The organism is Paenibacillus sp. FSL H7-689, assembly GCF_000517905.1.
Taxonomy (GTDB): Bacteria; Bacillota; Bacilli; order Paenibacillales; family Paenibacillaceae; genus Paenibacillus; species Paenibacillus amylolyticus.
In genome coordinates this window covers 1-19,309 of the sequence record NZ_ASPU01000019.1, presented here as the reverse complement: position 1 = coordinate 19,309, position 19,309 = coordinate 1, and the positions used below count along the sequence as shown (strand labels likewise).

Sequence of the window (19,309 nt, the reverse complement as noted above, 5' to 3'; positions counted from 1 at the left end):
CAGGAAAACAGATATCCCTCCTCAAAAAAATGAGGAGGGATATCTGTTTATAGATGTTGGACTTTTTCAGTGGCCTCGTAATTTCACAGCGTCATCTTTTTTGTTACCTGTAAGTTCACTTTCTCTTGGTGATTTAGCATCATCGCTTAGCGGAAACCTTACTTGCCACGGGCAGTTTGTGATCCAATCCTGACCACTTCGCTACCATCGCAGTGATGATCAATGCCACTCCATTAATAATAAATATCCAGCGTATCGGCAGCCAGCCCCCAAGTACACCACCAATAATCGGTCCCGCCATCGTCCCGATCTGGGCAGCGGATTGATTCAGACTAAAAGCCCTGCCCCGGAAACTTGATGCGGTAGCCTGCACAATCATGGCGTTAATTGCCGGAAATACAGCGGCAAAGAATAAACCATACACAAATCGTAAAATGCCGAATGCGATATATCCTGTTGTAAAGAACTGCAGAAGATTCCCTACAGCCCCACCAACAAGTCCGATGATCAACACTTTACCGTATCCAATCCTTGAACCAATCTTGCCCCAACGCGGCGCCATAATAACGGTTGCTACCCCCACCGCTGAGAAAATAATACCCGAGCTGAGTGAGGCACGATCCGGCTGAACGCCCATCTCCATCACATAGACCGTCAATAGTGGCTCCAGAATCATGACGGAAAATGTACATATGCCCATCATGCCAAGCACCGTCATAAACAAACGATTCGCTCTCGCTTCACGAATGTCATCCATGACGTGGGAACGCGCTTTGTTCCGGTTGAAGTTCTCTTCTTTTACCCAGAAGGTTGCGATGATTGCTGAGACTAACACAACAATAGCCGAAAACAAAAATGCATTCCGGTTACCATAATAATGACTCACCACGCCACCAATTAACGGTCCGATAATACCACCAGTGGCTCCTGCAGTGGACATAATACCAAGTGCATAACCAGTCTTCTCTTCAGGTGTATTCGTGCCTACCAAGGCAATCGCTGCTGGAACAAACCCTGCAAGCAGACCCTGAAACAATCGAACAACAATTAGTGAATACGGGTCCTGCACGAAATAATTGATTAAATACAAGACGGCAAGGCTGTATCCCGACCGGATCAGCATGGGCTTGCGTCCGTATTTGTCAGCCAGTGATCCCCAGAACGGAGACACGAGTGCACTCGCAAGAAACGTAATGCCAAATGCCAGTCCTGACCATAACTCCAGGTGATCACGAACCCCCAAGTCAGCACTTAGAAACAGAGGCAGAAATGGAATCGAGATCGAATAGGCGGTGCTGCAAAAAAATACACCAATCCACAATATGACCAGATTGCGCTTCCACGAGAAGTTCATATACCCGCACGCCCTTTCCGTTACTGACGCCGGGACTGCCGTGTATTGGAGCGGACGGAACAGACCCGTACGTCCCCGATGCGGAAGCATTTTCCTTATTTTACACCCATCATTCCATGAAGGCCATCCCTTGTTCACCACAAACACATGTATTACATTGCCATCCTGTCCACAAAAACGGTATGATAGTTGGGTAAATATCCAAATATGATTTGGAGAAAATATATGATGCAGAGATGCAAGGAGGAACGTTTTCATGTCTTTACGGTGGAAAAAAATAACCGCAGTATCGCTCGTTCTTGCGATGCTGCTTATCGTCATTAGTGGTTGCGGACGCCCTGCAACCAGTGCCGAGCAAGCGCCGGTCCCGGCCGCACCTGAAGGTCCAAACCCGGTGGCTACCATTGAGATGCAGGATGGTCAAAAGATCGTTATTGAGCTCTATCCCGAGATTGCGCCCAACACGGTGTATAATTTCATCTCCCTTGCGAATAAAGGGTTCTATGACGGCCTGATCTTTCACCGGGTCATTCCGGGCTTCATGATTCAGGGTGGTGATCCCGATGGCAACGGTTCAGGTGGCCCAGGTTATACGATCAAAGGGGAATTTACATCCAATGGCCACAAGAATCACCTAAATCATACTCGGGGAATCATTTCGATGGCACGTAAATCAGATAATCTTGATTCAGCAGGCTCCCAATTCTTCATCATGTTAGCAGATGCTGATTATTTGGATAATGCATATGCTACTTTTGGAAAAGTAACCGAAGGTATGGAAGTTGTGGATAACATTGCAGCTCAGGAAATAGGTGAAGGTGACAAACCCGTTACGGATCAAGTTATGAAAAAAGTTACGGTAGACACCCACGGTCTGGAGTATCCAGAGCCGGTAAAAATGCCTTAATTAACTTCCTTGCCAAACGGATGATAATCCATGGTTATGACTTTTTAATGAACTCTAAACAAACAAAAGCTCTGTCCTTTGCGAATCTCGCAAGGCAGAGCTTTATTTTTTGATTTTAATGATAGCGGTTACATCTATGACTTTATAAAAAATGACCTCTTCCGGCATCATCCTCAATACATCCATCCCATCAAACGTAACCAGCCGATAATCGCAATCCATAACGGGCAGCTAAAGGCAACGCCCCATGCAAGCCCTTTCAGTAAACCACGGTTTACTTCCACGAACAACGACTCCTTTCTCCAGGGAATAGTCGCAGTATCGGTAATAGTATATGATTTTATACCCGTTTTCATTCGTCACGCAACCCTCGTTTTCCTGCTTTTGTTCCGCAGATTCATGGAATGCTTTACGGGAACCTGATATACTATGACTACTGTACGATAAATGGAACCTGATTCATGTTTGGAAAGGAGATTTTCCTATGGCAAAATCCAAAAAACGCACTCCTGCTCCCAAAGCAGCAGTAGCACAGGATAAACCCACAACACTGAAGGATCTGCTTAGCAGTGATGTGCTGGAGAAGCTGAAAGCTCAGGCGGATGAAGCCAAGGCTGCCGAAGCGGCTCTTAAAGAGCAGGAACGTCAGCAGGCAGAAGAAGCTCGCCAAGCGGAGCAGAAGCGCCGGGATAACGATTTCGAATATTTGCTCAATAACAGTGCAATGGACTGGAAGAAACATAAGTAACCAGGGCATGACCCGAGGGTGTTTCCTACCATTCACATGGCAAAATAATATTACAGCAGACAGATCATGAAGATGATCTGCTCAAAGAACAGGGCCGCATTGCGGTCCTGTTCTTTTTGATATATACACATATGATTCACGCATCTTGAGCCGGGTATGTTAGAAGTAGAGCGTACAACGATAATCTAACTCATGGAGGGATCAGAGATGACAGAACAACGTTTGGAAGGCAAAGTGGCGATTGTAACCGGAGGTGGATCGGGTATTGGTCAGGCTACTGCTATTCGATTCGCCGAACATGGGGCCAAAGTGTACATGCTGGATCGCACACCCGAAAATGCGGAGGAAACCAAGCAGACGATTGAAAAGGCTGGCGGAGAAGCGTATGTGATCGAATGTGATATCTCCAAACCGGATAATGTGCAGAAGGCAATCAATCAGGCTGCGGCTGAAGCGGGTAAACTGGATATCATATTTGCGAATGCCGGCATTAACGGAACGATGGCCCCGATTGAAACGATGGAAATTGAGGACTGGGACCAGACGATGGAGATCAATATGCGCGGAACCTTCGCAACCGTCAAATATGCTATTCCTCATCTGAAAGAACATGGCGGCAGCATCATTATCACTAGTTCCATCAACGGTAACCGGGTCTTCTCAGGGATTGGTTTCTCTGCATACGCTTCCAGCAAAGCGGGACAAACTGCATTTACCAAGATGGCTGCACTGGAGCTGGCTCGTTATAAGATCCGTGTAAATGCCGTTTGCCCGGGAGCCATCGATACCAACATTGATGATAACACCTACCCGTCGGATGATCTGAAAGAAGTACAGATTCCTGTTGAATTCCCTGAGGGTCACGAACATCCGCTCAAGGGCGAACCTGGAACGTCGAAGCAAGTGGCGAACCTCGTTCTGTTCCTCGCTTCCGATGAAGCCTCTCATGTTACAGGTACACGAATCTACGTGGATGGTGCGGAATCTCTGCTCCGTGGATAAACATATAAAAGCTGGCCCCATTCAGGGACAACGCCCAAACATCCCGCAAGCGACCTGATCCAGTCAGGTTACTGCGGGATATTTTATTTATAAAGAGTTTATAATACGGCGCAGACGCAACTACAAGGATTATCCCTATACCGCGGAGCTTTTACCTTTTTTCACACGATGCTTCAACCGATCTGGAATGGCAAAGAGCAAAATGTACATTAGCGAGAACAAAACTAGCGCAAGTATCTCTTCCCCAAGGATGTACATGGGATACGGACCTAGCATATCCAGCACCGAGGGTGTACTCGGCTTGTGTCTCAAAAACATATAATTCGCGTCAAGCATGACATCTACAATGTATACGATTAGTGCTGCCACATTCACAAATATCATCGAACCTGCTACAGATCTCCAGCTAGGTCGCAACTGTTCTACCCAGGTCATGTAGAGTAAAGCCAGAATGATACAGGCATGAGCAACGAAAAATTGAATGAATCGAAAATGTGCATAACCATAACCCAGATTAGGAGTCAGGATCGCCATAAGGGCTCCAGCAATACCTGCAAACAGCAGTGCAGAATGTAACAGTCGACTGCGTGTTAACAGTAACAACGCCGATAATAGCAGAGACAGACTGCATAGTTCGAGTGGCAGTGAAGTCTGCAGGCTCCATATCCCTCCATACACATACCAGAGTTGCAGCACGATTTCACAGGCAAACATGATACAAGTCAGAACAATTCGCAGTATGCGGCGTGCCCTCTCTGACCATGATCGAAGATGGTGTCGAAGCAAAAACATCAGTACAATCAATGCTGTAATTACGCTAATCGAAACGATATGTGAAGTGGAGAACAGGATAAACGGCTCTGCATCATAAGGGTCCAGCCATGGTGGGTACGCCATGCATCTCTTCTCTCCTTTGCAAGGATCTCACCAACATTATCTCTCTTTAATGTTAACTTTTTCATTTTGCCATTGAATGAATGTACTGTCCAGTTGGAATTCTAAATAAGCATTGTAATTTAAATATCTTTATGTTAAGATAAATCCAGAAACAAAACAAACGAAAAGTTAGTAACTTTCTTAACAGGAATGATAAAAATACAGCACTCAACCAATGTTCAACTAAACATTTACACTATCCCATTTCATCTAGGAGGAATTATTATGCAAATCAAAGGACTTCACCACGTATCAGCTCTAACCGCACATGCCGATCAGAACTATCGTTTCTACACTAACATCATGGGTCTGCGCCTCATTAAAAAAACAGTCAACCAGGATGACGTGTCCGTCTACCATCTCTTCTATGGCGATGAAAAAGGTAATCCGGGTACCGAACTTACCTTCTTCGAGATTCCGATGGCCGGACAGACTCGTGAAGGGGTGAACAGCATATCCGGAACGTCACTGCGCGTTCCAAGTGATGCGGCACTTACTTACTGGCAGCAGCGTTTTGACGAATTCGAAGTCCCACATGGAGAGATTGTTGAACGGGGTGGTCGTGCCACGCTTTCGTTCACAGACTTTGAAGGACAACGTCTGATTCTGGTCTCGGATGAAAACAATACAGGTGTCGCTGGTGGTAAACCATGGGATCAGAGCCCTGTGCCTGCCGAGTATGGCATTGTAGGTCTTGGCCCTATCCATCTTACGGTAAAAGATGCTTCCCTTACCGCTCCGGTTCTTACCGAACTGCTCGGTTTCAGAGCTAAAGGAAGTTATCCTGCCTTTACTCCAGGTCAACCTGATGTACTCGTTTTTGAATCCGGTGAAGGTGGCAGCGGCTCCGAGGTGCATGTTGAGGAACGGAATGACCTTGCCCAAGAGCGTCCTGGACGTGGTAGCGTACATCATGTTGCGTTCCGTGTGGATAACGAAGAAGAACTCAAACAGTGGGTGGAACGGGTTCGTAACTTCCAATTCCCTAACTCCGGTTTTGTAGATCGCTTCTACTTCCGCTCCCTATATTTCCGTGAAGCAAACGGTATTCTGTTCGAACTTGCAACCGATGGTCCGGGATTTGATACAGACGAAGAATTGGAGCATCTGGGTGAATCGCTTGCTTTGCCTCCATTCCTTGAAGGTCGCCGCGCCGAGATTGCAGCTAATCTCAAACCGCTGGATACCGTCATTCGTTAATATTCGTAACAAAAAGAAAATAAAAAACGATGTTCACCAGGCAACTCTGAATACCGGATACGGTTCAGGAATCGCCTAGTGAATCATCGTTTTTTTATGTTTATGCTTGCCTTGCCCTTACTGTAAGGTCGCAAACTTGCAGATTGTGTTTTACTTCGTCAGATACGATGTTGTGAGCGGTACAAACAGAGCCGAACCCGGATCTTCAGATACAATCTCTACATAGACAGCGTCTGTACCTTTAACATCCACATCTAGACTCATCATACCGCTTTCTGGAGTGATATTGAACTTTTTGAGTGTCGCGAGATCCTGATCATAGATATGAATCTCCTGATTTCCTTTCAGCGCGGCAAGTTCCAAGTGCAGAGAAGAATACTTTTTACCCGTATTAATCTGGATATCATCCCCCTGTTTCGTAGGATCATTATGCAGATAAACATCCTTGTAATCCTTGCCTTTATATGTGGTATCCTTAGGATCTTTGGTGTGCCAAGCAGTAGATCCCAGTACGGATGTTCCAAGTGCACTCAGCGTTACTTTTCCGTTGGTTACGGGCGCAGATCCATTCGTTCCGCCAATCAGGACGGATGAAGTTGCACTGTCATAAGTGATCTCTGTCCCAAGCAAAGATCCCACAGCACGCACAGGCAAATAAGTCGTTCCGTTGTAAGTGATAGGCAACACTGTTTTACCATTGGCATCTTTGGCTGTCACCGTGGCACCATTCATTTTTAGCGTAATCTTGCTGTTCAGATAGGCTTTAATCTGTTCCAGTCCTGTTGCTGCGAGTGCACCTGTTCCGATCCCAATTGTTAATGTGCCTACCATCAAACCCAGTACAACTTTTTTCTTCATCAAAATCCCTCCTGAATGTTAAAATGATTTGTCCTTTATACATTTAAACGACTAAAGTGATAATGTCAATTGTTTACTGCATTTTTAGTACACATTGCCTATTTCCGGGCAGCACAAAACGAGGCTGTATGTCCCCATTTTTTTCAGCCTCGCCCTGTTTCCCATTGTCCGTATACGGAGAAAGGAAGATATTCTTGTCAGTTGTTCACTTAACTCCACAATCGAGAACTTTTAATTCCCACTGCACTATGATATCAACAGGATGATATCAATCAAAAGATTCATAATATTCTTCTTCATACACTTCCATGCTGTACTTCAAATCTACGGCCTTCCACTCGCCATCTTGATACTCATAAGCAAATGTCAGATCACCCGCATACAAAGCCGCACCGTAAGATCCTGCTGCTGATACGACAAGCTGGCCATCCTCTACACTGTAATAGGTAACTCCACCGAACCCCAACTCTTCGTTATATACGCCGCCACTCGTATCTTCCTCGATCCGTAAAGGTTCTGCTTGAACGCCATCAACGGCGACATCCACATCCACACGGTCTGATCTAACCGTAACTTTTGACTTCACATGTTGTTTCGCAATCTCATCCAGAGATTGCATCTTCATCTCTTCCAGCGTTACCGGATTAATGATACGTGCTTGTCCCAAATAAATACCTGTTCCATGACCTTCTGTGTACAAAACGATAATTTCTTTCTGGCCGTCTCCATTCAGATCCAACTCGTGCACTTCGGGTTTGTAAGACCCGCCTTCTCCCTGCCAATCACTAAATTCTTGCACTTTGCCGTCCACTTCCAAAATCATTCCGTTATATATATATCCTGAACCCTCAACTTTCATAGGGTATAATCTGACCTTCTCATTCTCTGGAGCTATCGAAATGTATTCCTCTTTCACGGGGATGGATTCCTGTGTTGTCTTCGCTGTGTCATGCATTTTATCTATATTGGAAGCCTCGACCACTTCGGTCTGGCTGGATTGATCATCTATGTTAAGCTGTTTTTGCGATTCATTCATGGTTCTGGCAGCCGAAGTTGTACTAATCGTAGCTACCGCCAAAATAATCATCAGCAGGATACCTGTCCAAGTTTTCAATATACTGGGCTCCTTTATCTGTTGTGATAATCCTATTATATCTTCATTTATCGCCTGCAAGTTGCGAATTTGTTAATCTTTCATAAAATAATCTTTACAAATTTTCGTTTTCACGAAAGAACGTTCGGCTTTAACCAGAATAAGCAAATTCTCATGCCAAAACTGTGCTCCAAAAACAAAAAAAATTCCGAACACAGCTTAAGGCTGCATCCGGAATGCTTTGGTTTTGTCCAATAACCGATCGGTTAATTGTCTCAGTTCTTCAGCCGAGGATGAAATCTCCTCCATGATGGCTGTCTCTTCGTGTGCGGCATCCATAATTCGTCTCGCCTCATCCGAGAACGATCCGGCTTTCCCCTGGATCTTCTTCACATGACCGTGCGTTTGCTCCACGCGACCGGTCTGTTCTGCAATCTTGGAACCGATATCATGCGCACCCTTCATAAATACTTCCACTGTTCCTGTCAGTTCATGCAACGTCTGATCCACAGACACGGTCCGCTCCGATTCATTAACCACGAGACCATGCTGCTCATGAGACAGTTGGGCTGTCTCCCTGATCCGCTCTTGCACACGACTAATCAGCTCATTAATACGGTGTACCGATTCCTTACTTTCGTCTGCCAGCTTGCGGATCTGCTGCGCCACGACTGCAAAACCAGAACCTTCTTCGCCAGCTCGTGCAGCCTCAATGGAAGCATTCAGGGCAAGTAACCCAGTTTCCTCAGCAATGTTTTTGACAGACTGGGTAATTACCTCGATATCGGAGGCTTCCTTCTCCAGCAACAACATAATATCGCGGGAACGATTGTGCGACTCGGCCAGCTCGTCCATCCCTTTCATCAACGATGAGAAAGTCTGTTTGGTATGATCCACCGATCGTTCCATCTGACCGGACATCTCTGTCATATCCATGGACTGGCTATGCATACGCTGGAAATCGTTCAGCATCTCATCCGCAGTGATCAGAGATTGATGGGAAGTGACCTTCTGCTCTTCTACGCCTACCGCAATATGATCCACCGCATCCGACATCATCTCGATCTGTTCGGCGGCCTGGGTAATTGCTTCACTCAGAGACTGTGCGTTCTGTGAAGTCGTTCTTGTACTGTCTGCAATATCATTTACAATGCTTCGGAGGTTAGAAACCATTGCGCGAAAAGCATCATATAATACGGTAAGTTCATCCTGCGTGCGTCGCTGCGGAATTTCGGTTGTCAGATCCCCCGCTGACACCTGCTGTGCAGCCCGGGACAGATGAACGATTGGACGAGTCAGCCAGCGTGAGGCAAACCATCCCAGAATCCCGTTCCAGCATACTCCCATGATCAAAATAATCGATATGTATACCCAATTCGGAATATCTAATGTAATCCAGTCTTTGACAAAAAATATAAAAAAGCCGCTAGTTCCGTAGGTAATAATCGAAATCAGTACCAGACCTGCGACAGTCTTTGCTCCTAAAGTCCATTTCATGTGCACACCCCGTAGTCCTTTTTTCCTATTTTACCAATCAAGTACCAAATTTCATGTGATATACATCACTGAAAACGTTCTATTCCCCCTCATACTTGCCGTTCATGCATGACTTCTCTACCATATAGCGCATAATGTATAAGACAAGCTTGGATATCCCTCACTTTCTTAAAAATTGAATAATATCCCATTTAATATCCCTAATTTTATTTATTATCGGCACAAGAGGCCAAATGATTTAGATTGGCATCCATTTTGCTTAAATGATATACTGAGTGCGCTTCAGCAACGCTGGAGCCGAACTATTTTTATTGATGCCACTGGAGGCGAACGAGATGTCTACTATGTCCACACGGACGGAGAAAGATTTTATCGGTGAAAAAGAAATCCCGGCTTATGCTTATTACGGAATTCAAACGGTACGGGCCGTGGAAAACTTCCCGATTACCGGCGTTCCGGTACACCGGGAGCTGATCACGGCTCTGGCTGCGGTGAAGAAGGCAGCAGCCATTACCAACATGGAGTTGAAGATGCTGCCGAGCAAGATTGGCGATGTGATCGTCATGGCAGCAGAAGAAATGATGAAAGGCCATCATCTGGATCATTTTATTGTAGACTCCATTCAGGGCGGTGCAGGCACCTCCATGAATATGAATATGAACGAAATTTTGGCCAATCGCGGGCTGGAACTGTTAACCAAAAGCAAGGGAGACTACTTCCATTGCAATCCCAATAATCATGTGAACATGTCCCAATCTACTAATGACGTGGTTCCTACAGCACTGCGCATTGCGGCGTACCGACTGTCGGAGACGTTACTCGCTACGATGAAAAGACTACAGGATGCGTTCCGTAAAAAAGAAGTGGAATTCAACGATGTGGTCAAGGTTGGCCGTACCCATCTTCAGGATGCCGTACCTATTCGCCTTGGACAAGAATTCGGAGCTTATGCCCGTGTAATCGGACGGGATATTGAGCGTCTTGAATTTGCCAATCGCCGCTTGCTTACCATTAACATGGGTGCAACTGCGGTAGGTACAGGACTCAATGCCAAACCCGAATATATCGTTAAGGTTACAGAGCACCTGTCTGATGTTACCGGACTTCCACTACAAACTGCTGAGGATCTCGTGGATGCAACGCAGAACACAGATGCCTATCTGGAACTTTCAGCGGCGCTGAAGGTATGTGCGGTTAGCCTTTCCAAAATCTGTAATGATATTCGCATGATGGCTTCAGGTCCACGTGCAGGATTCAATGAATTGCGCCTGCCACCGCGTCAGCCAGGTTCGTCCATTATGCCGGGCAAAGTCAACCCCGTTATGGCAGAAGTCATTAACCAGGTATCCTTCCAGGTGATGGGGAACGACCATACGATCTGTATGGCGTGTGAAGCCGGTCAATTCGAGCTGAATGTCATGGGCCCAGTTATTGCGTTCAACTTGCTGCAATCGCTGAAAATTATGAATAACGGCATCGATGTTTTCACGCGTTATGCAGTTGAAGAGATGGAAGCTAACCGTGAGCGCTGCGAATTAATCATGAAGCAAAGTTTCAGTGTGGTTACGGCGTTGAACCCACACTTAGGTTATAATGTGGCAGCTTCCATCGTGAAGGAAGCGCTCAAGACTGGACTTTCCTTGCAAGAGATTATTCTCGAACGCGGATTGCTTACACCGGAAGAACTGGAAGAGATTCTTCATCCGGAACAGATGACTACACCAGGGATTGCCGGAGAACACTTCCTGCGTAATATGGAACGTTTGTAGGTAATCAGGAAAACTAATGCAGCAACCCAAACTCAAATAATTAACAAGAACCCCCGCAGACCGTTTATCCGGTTTGCGGGGGTTCTTGTATTCAGAGTGATAAGACGCCAGCTATTCGATTAAGCCCACCGTTTACGCTCAAGGGAAGGCAGAATCTGAAGTTCCTCCCTGTACTTGGCAACCGTTCTGCGGGAGATGACAATCCCCTCCTCGGCGAGCAGTGTGGCCAAATGACTATCCGAGTATGGACGCTGAGCCTGTTCCATGCGAATGATTTCTTTTAATCTACGTTTCACCGCTGATGCTGATGTTTTATCCCCTGACGTTGTACTGATTCCCGAGGCAAAAAAAGCCCTGAGTTCATATACACCATGTGGGGTCTCAATGTATTTACCGTTCACCGCACGACTTACCGTTGATTCATGTATGCCAACCTTCTCTGCAATAACAGCCAGATTAAGTGGTTTTAGCCCGGATGGGCCTTTGACCAAAAAGTGCTTCTGCTCTTCCATCACTGCCGCCAGCACACGCACTAAAGTTCTGCGCCGCAAGTGTACACTCCGAATAATAGCCCTCGCCTCTGCCACGCGGGTAGACCAGGTTGCGTCGGGAGCCTCTTCCCTGATCCAGCGGAAGCACGCTTCATTCATCGATACCCGAGGGTTACCTGCTGCATGCAAACTATAATGGACCTCACCGTTACGCAATCCAACAATGGCATCCGGAATAATGTAATGTGGCCGTTCCGTACATCCAATCGATCGACAGGGCTTGGGATCGAGACGTGTAATATAGTCATAGGCAGTCTGAGCTTCCTGCGAAGTCATGCCTAATCGTCTCCCTGTTCTACCTGGGTGAAAAGGAACCAGTGCTTCCAATCCAGCTTCCACCATCCATTCCGCATTCAGCGCGGCTGATGGATCACGTCTAATCTGGAGCAACAGACATTCTTGCAGATTGCGCGCCCCTACACCAGCAGGGTCCAGCGATTGGAGAAGCTCCAGTCCCGCTGCAATCTTGCTCATCGAAAGCTCAAGTGTTGCTTGCACCTCTGCCAGTTCAACCGTCAGATAACCATCATCATTAACGCACCCTGCCAAATATACGGCCATATTTTCCAATTCGTCTGGAATTGTCATTACTCGAATTTGCGCAATCAGCAATTGTTCCAGAGTAGGTTCGGCACCTTTGGCCTGAAGCAACGGGTCATAGGAATCATACCTGCGCTGATCCATTCGCCGCGGTATCCGGGCGAGGGGCGCGGCTTGTTCTTCCAGTTCGAGTACTGGATTTTCCTCCGCTGCATCCAGCAAGTAACGGGTCAGATCCTGGCCAGACATGGTTAGCAAATGAAAGGATTGTTTCATCTCCGGCGTGATGGACAGCCGAATACGTTGTTCCTGTACCAACTGAACACCTAACATCCGTTTCCCTCCTTATGCCTTCGGCAATAAGCATCTGTGTTTCTTATACGAACAAAAGGATTTGCAGGGATAATAGCATATTATTCAAGTGAATGTAAGAAGTTTTTAATCGGATCATGGGTTTCTGTCTAGTATTTCTCCGATACCAGCTTTGCCTGTGTAAACAGCAGCAGATAGTCTCTTCCACCTGCCTTGGAATCCGTGCCTGACATGTTAAATCCGCCAAATGGATGTGTGCCTACCAGTGCTCCGGTACATTTCCGGTTGAAATACAGATTACCCGCAAAGTATTCGCGTCTTGCCTGTTCCAGATGTTCACGATTACGTGAGATCACCGCGCCAGTCAGGCCATAGTCTGTATTATTGGCGATATCCAATGCATCCTGGAAAGATTCTGCTTTGATGAACGCAAGCACAGGTCCAAAAATTTCATCCTGAGCAATCCGGGCTTTTGGGTCCACATCGGCAATTATGGTTGGTTCAATGAAATAACCTTCAACGTTCCCTGTACCGCCACCGTGCACAAGACGCCCCTCACCCTTGCCGATTTCAATATATTCCGTGATCTTTGCATATGCCTTGTCATCGATAACCGGCCCAACTTGACTGCCAACTTCAAGCGGACTACCCATCGTCAGTTTCTGTGTCCGTTCAATCACTTTTTGCAATACTTCATCATATACATCCTTATGAATAATGGCACGGGAACACGCCGAACATTTCTGGCCTGAGAAACCAAATGCCGAAGCGGTAATGGACTCTGCCGCGAGTTCCAGATCACTGTCACTGTCTACTACGATAGAATCCTTGCCGCCCATCTCTGCAATAACCCGTTTGATCCACTTCTGACCTGGAGCTGTTCGTGCTGCACGTTCATTAATTCGCAGTCCCACATCTCGGGAACCGGTGAAGCTGATAAACCGGGTGAGCGCATGATCCACGAGATAATCACCCACTTCACTGCCTGGTCCTGGTAAAAAGTTCACAACGCCATCCGGCAGACCAACTTCTGCGAGCAGCTCCATAAACTTGGCGGCAATCACCGGAGTTGTGCTGGCGGGCTTTAATACCACCGTGTTGCCGGAGACCAGTGCAGCAGAGGTCATACCTGCCATAATCGCCAGCGGGAAGTTCCAAGGTGGGATGACAACACCCACGCCCAGCGGAATATAACTCAGTTCATTATCTTCTCCTGCAATCCGTACGAGGGGCTGCGGTTCACTCAGTCGCTGCATATCCCGTGCATAGAATTCCATAAAATCAATGGCTTCCGCTGTATCCGCATCCGCTTCAGGCCAAGTCTTGCCAGCTTCATAGACCATCCATGCGGAGAATTCATGCTTGCGACGGCGCATAATGGCAGCTGCTTTGTATAGATAACGAGCCCGTTCATTCGGGTCAGTATGTTTCCATGTGTGGAATGTCTCCGCCGCTGTCTGAATGGCCTTTTCGGCCAATTCTCGATCTGCCTGATGGATCGTTCCGACAACTTGATTCTTGGCTGCGGGGTTCACGGAAGTTAACGTGCGGCTGCTTGTTATTTTTTGCCCACCAATAATAATCGGGTATTCCTGCCCAAGTTCAGCTTCTACCTGACGAAGTGCGTCTTCAAATGCTTCCTGGTTCGCCTGGACTGCAAAGGGTGTGAATGGTTCGTTAACAAAAGGGATATTCATCAATAATTCCTCCTTCAGGATGTGGGATTCGCTGGCTGCTCGCCTGAATTATTTTGTATGTTACTCATCACCAAATATATGTAGCAAAATCCGTGCCAACTCCGGTTGAGACTGAAATATTTTTCTCGTTAAATTTAACTAAAGAAAATTCACACGGGCCACTCTGATGACAGAATAACCTTCCGATCGCTGTTATCCCCAGATTTTTTTGTTTCCTTTTTATAGAGGGAAAATCCGGGGATAAAGGCGAGCGCTCCGCTTCTTCAGGTTCTTTCTGTCCTCTCCGTTTTGTGTAAATGTTTAGTTCAATTTAAATAGATAATTTTCATGAGAAATAGTAGACCATCGCCAAATCTGGCACGTTTCTTGCTTGAATTAAGGATGCACAATGCTGAAGGAGGAAACGAAAATGAGTGTGGGAACGGAAATATATCGCAAAACCTTATTAACCGTGGCAGGCAACAAAGCTGTAGAGAACCTGTCCATTAGATATGGTAAGAAGCTGGCAGGCAAATTTATTGCAGGAAACACCTTGGAAGAAGCTCTCGAAGAGATCCGCATACTCAATAACAAAGGCATTATGGCTACGCTCGATCATCTGGGCGAAGGCATCACTCGCCTGAGCGAAGCGGCATTGTACAGGGATGAGTATGTACGACTGGTAGAAGGCATTGCACGTGAAGGGGCAGACTCCAACGTCTCGCTGAAACCAACCCAGATGGGCCTCGCACTCGACCCGGAAGAGGGTTATCGAAATATCCGTACCGTTGCCGCACAAGCCAAATTACATGATCTATTTGTTCGAATTGATATGGAGGATAGTCCATTTACTCAAGCGACGCTGGATATTGTCCGAAGACTGCACTCGGAAGGACTGCATAATACAGGCACAGTATTGCAAGCCTACCTGCATCGCACCGAAGAAGATACACGTGATATGATTCGGGAAGGCATTCGGCTTCGGCTGGTTAAAGGTGCTTACAAAGAACCCGGATCAGTCGCCTATCAGAATACTTCTGAAGTCATTCATCAATTCAAAACGATGATTCGTAATCACCTCGATCAGGGTGTGTACACTGCGGTTGCCTCGCATGATGATCACATCATTAACTGGACGAAACAATACGCCAAGGATCGGGGGATCTCGACGGATGCCTTTGAATTTCAGATGTTATATGGTCTGCGGATGAGCGAACAGGAACGTCTCGCCAAAGAAGGCTATCGCATTCGCTGTTACGTACCTTATGGCACCATGTGGTATCCGTACTATACCCGCCGTTTGGCCGAAAAACCGGCTAATCTCTGGATGGTCGTTAAGAATATGTTCCGATAGTTATTTTCCAGCTGGATCAATATATATATGAAAAAGACAAAAGAAAACCATGTTGCCTCTTTCTTTCTGGGCACATGGTTTTTTGTGTACGAACACTTTACGAGAGCATCCAACTTGACGAATGGTCTAAACAAAAGTTGACAACTATATAGTTAGGCACCATACTATATGTATGGACAATCAAAACAAATCAACAACTGATATGTACCTCATCCCTTCGTTAGTACAAACGAAGCGTCAGGTTGATCGCTATCAATTAGACGTGGATGCACAAGCCGTGCTTGTCGCATCCAGACTGATGGTAGCAGGAGCCAAACTTGGGCATGCTGCAGAAATCCATTTCTCCAGATTTGGTTTATCGACAGGACGATATCGTCTGTTGGCAGATCTTGAAGATCACGAAGGAGAAGAACTGCCCTCCCAACTGGCGGAAAATCTGGGTGTAACCCGTGCTACCGTAACTGGTCTAATCGAGATTTTAGAACGCGACGGACTGGTTGCTCGTCGGACGAGTTCCGTTGATGGTCGTCAGAAGTCAGTCATTTTGACCGCCAAAGGTGCGAAGAAACTAACGGATATGGCTGCGGAACATTTTGCCAGACTGGAAGCGATGGTTGGATTACTTACGATCGAGGAAAGGAGTGTGTTTCTCAACCTGCTGGGGCGTGTAACACAAGGTATTGCTGCACTTACAGATGAGTCACACGACTTCTCCGAACCAAAATCCTAGGAGCATAACGAAGAAAGGTGAACCGGGCTAGTTCAACTAGCCCATTTTCATCACCATATAGTTAGGTTCCTAATTACTTATAGATGAAAGCAAATCAGTGATTTCTAAACAAAAAAGGAGTAGTGATATGGTTAACCTTAATGACCCCATTCATTCCGAGGAAGCTTATCCAAACCGAGCTGCTAATCCTCCCCCAAAACCTTTTGTGCTGTGGCGTGAATTAATCCCGGCCTACTTGTCTCCTGCCATCATGGCAAGCATCGGGGGAATCGTTACCGCTGATGAAGTCCTTCAGTTACGAGCTTTAACAACGATTGGAGGGGCGTCTCTGCTTATGGCTCTATGGGCCGGACTCTGGCTTCGTAACCGTAAGAACCGCACACGGTGGGTGGCAAAAGCCCCCCGAATCATTGTCGTGGGCTGCTTGGCACTTGCAGGCGCAGGGTTTGGCTTGGTGGCGGCGTGGGGGATTTCTAATGTATTGCAGATCGTAAACCCGAGTTCTTCATGGGCTTGGTTGGATCATATTGGGTTCGATTTTCCATTGTCCGGTGCAATAGCTTGTACGATCATGACATGGCGCTGGCGAGCTTACATTATCAAATAAACAAGTTCATTATAAGGAGAGATTGAAACATGATTACTATTATTGGAGCAACAGGCATGATTGGAAATGTACTTTTGAGACGTTTGATGGAAAGAGGTATTCCCGTTCGGGCAGTAAGTAGAAAGCCGGATAAGCTTCGTCAACAAATGGCGGACTTGGCGTTGTCCGGGATTGAAATCTGTGCTGCCGATGCAAATGATTCCGAATCCATGCGCAGAGCTTTGGCGGGTACCAGTCAACTATTTCTAGCGTTATCCAACAACCCTAAACAAGTGGAACTAGAGACATCCATTATTCAGATGGCTGCGCAAGAGGGAGTCAAGCATGTCGTCAAAATATCCAGCCCAGCATATGACGAACGTTCACCAGTAACTGTAGCAGGCTGGCATGAACAAATCGAGCAAGCTCTAGTGAAATCCGGGATGACATATACAATGCTGCGGCCCTATGCTTTTATGCAAAATCTGCTCCGACTCGCACCAACCATTACAACTCAAGATGTATTCTTCGGCTGCATTGGAGATTCCCCGTGCAACTTCATCGATTGCCGAGACATCGCAGATATTGCCACAGAAGTGCTGACTAGAGACAAACCAGTGAACCGCATCTATACGCTTACCGGTTCCGAAGCATTCACTTATGCACAGATTGCAGATAAAATGTCCACCCTGTTCAATCGTCCGATCGGATTCTTCAACCTCAAACCCGAGGAGCTTCGAACGGATCTGATCGAACATGGACAGATGCCTCCTTGGCTTGCAGACCACGTTGTGGAAATTCAGACGATGTCTTCCGTTGTGCCAGAGAAGCCGACGGATACGGTCCAACGCTTGCTTGGCAGAGCGCCGCGTTCACTTGATGCATTCCTGAGAGAACATCGAGATGCATTTAAACCAAGGCTGTAAACCAAGTTATACAATAACGAAAAGGGGCTCTCTCGCTCCAAGCGCTAACGACCCCACCGCATATTAAAGCGATAAACAAAAATGCTAAGTTTAACGAACTTCAGCGTTCTAGAGGATGGTTATGAGCTCTACAGGAATCCTAGCCGGTAATAATGTTTTTAATGAGAGAACTTAACTATTAATTAAGCTAAAGTCTAGCCACTCAAAAAGAGCGGCTAGACTTTATATTATGACTCTTTTAATGCGAAAATTATTAAAGTGAGAACTTCCCATGATTTGCGCCCGAAGACTGTCAACCACTAATTATGAGATAGGACCACAATTTTAAATGTCTATTTTTCTGGACACACCCATTTATTATTTAAAAGTTAACCACTTAACTGTTGAATAAGAATAGAAGCATTAGCATTGGTCTGTGTTCCACCTGCTAGTGTTTGCAGACCAACAGCTGATGCGCTGGAATGATTCCGTAATGTCAGCACATCACCGGGAGCAGCCGTAATAATGACCATGCCTGGATTCGGTTGAGTCCCAGCTCCTGAACCATAGACACTGCCACCTACAGGGGCTCCGTTTTGATAAAGGGTGAATTGGTTTGCCTGCACACCTGCAATATTGAAAAACACCGCATAGTCCCCGGCATTACCAATAATAATCGCAGCGGTATTGGGCGCATGAGTAATATTAGTAAGATTTTGGTTGCTGTCGAAGATTACATCCGCTTCAATAGCTACAGTTTGAGCTGAAGTATTAAAAATATAGGCATAAGAGGACAACCCTTGCCCTGCTGTACCGGTTGCTCCAGTGACACCTGTTGTTCCGGTAACCCCAGTGCTTCCTGTTACTCCCGTAATACCCGTGGCTCCTGTTACTCCGGTAGCCCCGGTACTTCCCGTTGCTCCTGTAACACCAGTCGCTCCTGTCACTCCAGTAGCTCCAGTGCTTCCCGTTACTCCAGAAATGCCCGTGGCTCCTGTCACTCCGGTAGCCCCGATACTTCCCGTTGCTCCTGTAACACCAGTCGCTCCTGTCACTCCAGTAGCTCCAGTGCTTCCCGTAATACCCGTGGCTCCTGTTATTCCGGTGGCCCCTGTAACGCCCGTTGCTCCTGTCACTCCAGTAGCCCCGGTGCTTCCCATTGCTCCCGTAACACCAGTGGCTCCTGTCACTCCAGTAGCCCCGGTGCTTCCCGTTGCTCCCGTAACACCAGTGGCTCCTGTCACTCCAGTAGCCCCGGTGCTTCCCGTTGCTCCCGTAACACCAGTGGCTC

The 19,309-nt window shown here is 46.7% G+C and carries 17 protein-coding genes; 9 read left to right on the top strand and 8 right to left on the bottom strand.

The features are described 5' to 3' along the window. Positions 1-139: 139 nt before the first annotated feature. The gene (locus C170_RS17065; protein ID WP_036612104.1) at positions 140-1,354 is read right to left on the bottom strand and encodes an MFS transporter; all 1,215 of its coding nucleotides are present in this window, start codon (positions 1,352-1,354) and stop codon (positions 140-142) included. Between the two features lie 256 nt (positions 1,355-1,610). Between C170_RS17065 and C170_RS17060 the strand changes: the two genes are divergently transcribed. From C170_RS17060 to C170_RS17050, 3 genes are all read left to right on the top strand, one after another. After that, positions 1,611-2,261, top strand: a complete 651-nt coding sequence (locus C170_RS17060; RefSeq protein ID WP_036612102.1) for a peptidylprolyl isomerase — start codon at positions 1,611-1,613, stop codon at positions 2,259-2,261. Between the two features lie 484 nt (positions 2,262-2,745). Beyond that, a complete protein-coding gene (locus C170_RS17055; protein ID WP_036612099.1) occupies positions 2,746-3,009 on the top strand; it encodes a YqkE family protein in 264 nt (87 codons plus the stop codon). Positions 3,010-3,216: 207 nt separating this feature from the next. Further along, entirely contained in the window at positions 3,217-4,011 is a 795-nt protein-coding gene (locus C170_RS17050; protein WP_036612094.1) for an SDR family oxidoreductase, read from the top strand. Positions 4,012-4,146: 135 nt separating this feature from the next. On the opposite strand, the gene C170_RS17045 is transcribed toward C170_RS17050, so the two are convergent. Further along, positions 4,147-4,908: a YwaF family protein gene (locus C170_RS17045; protein WP_036612091.1), complete on the bottom strand. Its 762-nt coding sequence runs from the start codon at positions 4,906-4,908 to the stop codon at positions 4,147-4,149. Between the two features lie 264 nt (positions 4,909-5,172). Here C170_RS17045 and C170_RS17040 point away from each other — a divergent pair, with 264 nt between their 5' ends. Beyond that, entirely contained in the window at positions 5,173-6,147 is a 975-nt protein-coding gene (locus C170_RS17040; RefSeq protein WP_036612088.1) for a ring-cleaving dioxygenase, read from the top strand. Between the two features lie 150 nt (positions 6,148-6,297). Here C170_RS17040 and C170_RS17035 read toward each other — a convergent pair whose 3' ends face one another. The 3 genes from C170_RS17035 to C170_RS17025 all read right to left on the bottom strand — a co-directional run bounded on the left by C170_RS17035 (position 6,298) and on the right by C170_RS17025 (position 9,595). Further along, on the bottom strand, positions 6,298-7,005 hold the full coding sequence (locus C170_RS17035) for a stalk domain-containing protein (RefSeq protein WP_036612085.1): 708 nt from the start codon (positions 7,003-7,005) through the stop codon (positions 6,298-6,300). A gap of 268 nt (positions 7,006-7,273) precedes the next feature. Continuing rightward, the gene (locus tag C170_RS30135; protein WP_051447252.1) at positions 7,274-8,119 is read right to left on the bottom strand and encodes a hypothetical protein; all 846 of its coding nucleotides are present in this window, start codon (positions 8,117-8,119) and stop codon (positions 7,274-7,276) included. Positions 8,120-8,317: 198 nt separating this feature from the next. Next, on the bottom strand, positions 8,318-9,595 hold the full coding sequence (locus C170_RS17025) for a methyl-accepting chemotaxis protein (protein WP_036612082.1): 1,278 nt from the start codon (positions 9,593-9,595) through the stop codon (positions 8,318-8,320). A gap of 335 nt (positions 9,596-9,930) precedes the next feature. Between C170_RS17025 and C170_RS17020 the strand changes: the two genes are divergently transcribed. Continuing rightward, positions 9,931-11,364 carry an aspartate ammonia-lyase gene (locus tag C170_RS17020; RefSeq protein ID WP_017690253.1) on the top strand — a complete coding sequence of 478 codons (1,434 nt, stop codon included), beginning with the start codon at positions 9,931-9,933 and terminating at the stop codon, positions 11,362-11,364. A 119-nt stretch (positions 11,365-11,483) separates the two neighbouring features. Here the strand turns inward: C170_RS17020 and rpoN are convergent, their stop codons facing one another. Both rpoN and pruA read right to left on the bottom strand, forming a co-directional pair. Continuing rightward, on the bottom strand, positions 11,484-12,788 hold the full coding sequence (rpoN, locus tag C170_RS17015) for an RNA polymerase factor sigma-54 (RefSeq protein WP_036612079.1): 1,305 nt from the start codon (positions 12,786-12,788) through the stop codon (positions 11,484-11,486). A gap of 128 nt (positions 12,789-12,916) precedes the next feature. Beyond that, on the bottom strand, positions 12,917-14,464 hold the full coding sequence (gene pruA / locus C170_RS17010) for an L-glutamate gamma-semialdehyde dehydrogenase (RefSeq protein ID WP_036612076.1): 1,548 nt from the start codon (positions 14,462-14,464) through the stop codon (positions 12,917-12,919). A 409-nt stretch (positions 14,465-14,873) separates the two neighbouring features. Between pruA and C170_RS17005 the strand changes: the two genes are divergently transcribed. The 4 genes from C170_RS17005 to C170_RS16990 all read left to right on the top strand — a co-directional run bounded on the left by C170_RS17005 (position 14,874) and on the right by C170_RS16990 (position 18,039). Further along, positions 14,874-15,797, top strand: coding sequence for a proline dehydrogenase family protein (locus C170_RS17005; RefSeq protein WP_036612073.1), 924 nt, complete (start codon positions 14,874-14,876; stop codon positions 15,795-15,797). A 172-nt stretch (positions 15,798-15,969) separates the two neighbouring features. Further along, a complete protein-coding gene (locus tag C170_RS17000; RefSeq protein WP_047841886.1) occupies positions 15,970-16,527 on the top strand; it encodes a MarR family winged helix-turn-helix transcriptional regulator in 558 nt (185 codons plus the stop codon). Positions 16,528-16,654: 127 nt separating this feature from the next. Next, a complete protein-coding gene (locus C170_RS16995; RefSeq protein ID WP_036612071.1) occupies positions 16,655-17,134 on the top strand; it encodes a hypothetical protein in 480 nt (159 codons plus the stop codon). Between the two features lie 29 nt (positions 17,135-17,163). Then, positions 17,164-18,039 (top strand): SDR family oxidoreductase, encoded by an 876-nt coding sequence (locus C170_RS16990; RefSeq protein WP_036612068.1) that lies wholly within the window; start codon positions 17,164-17,166, stop codon positions 18,037-18,039. Between the two features lie 368 nt (positions 18,040-18,407). On the opposite strand, the gene C170_RS16985 is transcribed toward C170_RS16990, so the two are convergent. Beyond that, positions 18,408-19,309, bottom strand: a 902-nt coding sequence (locus C170_RS16985; protein WP_036612066.1) for a BclA C-terminal domain-containing protein, incomplete at its 5' end; no start/stop codon positions are given.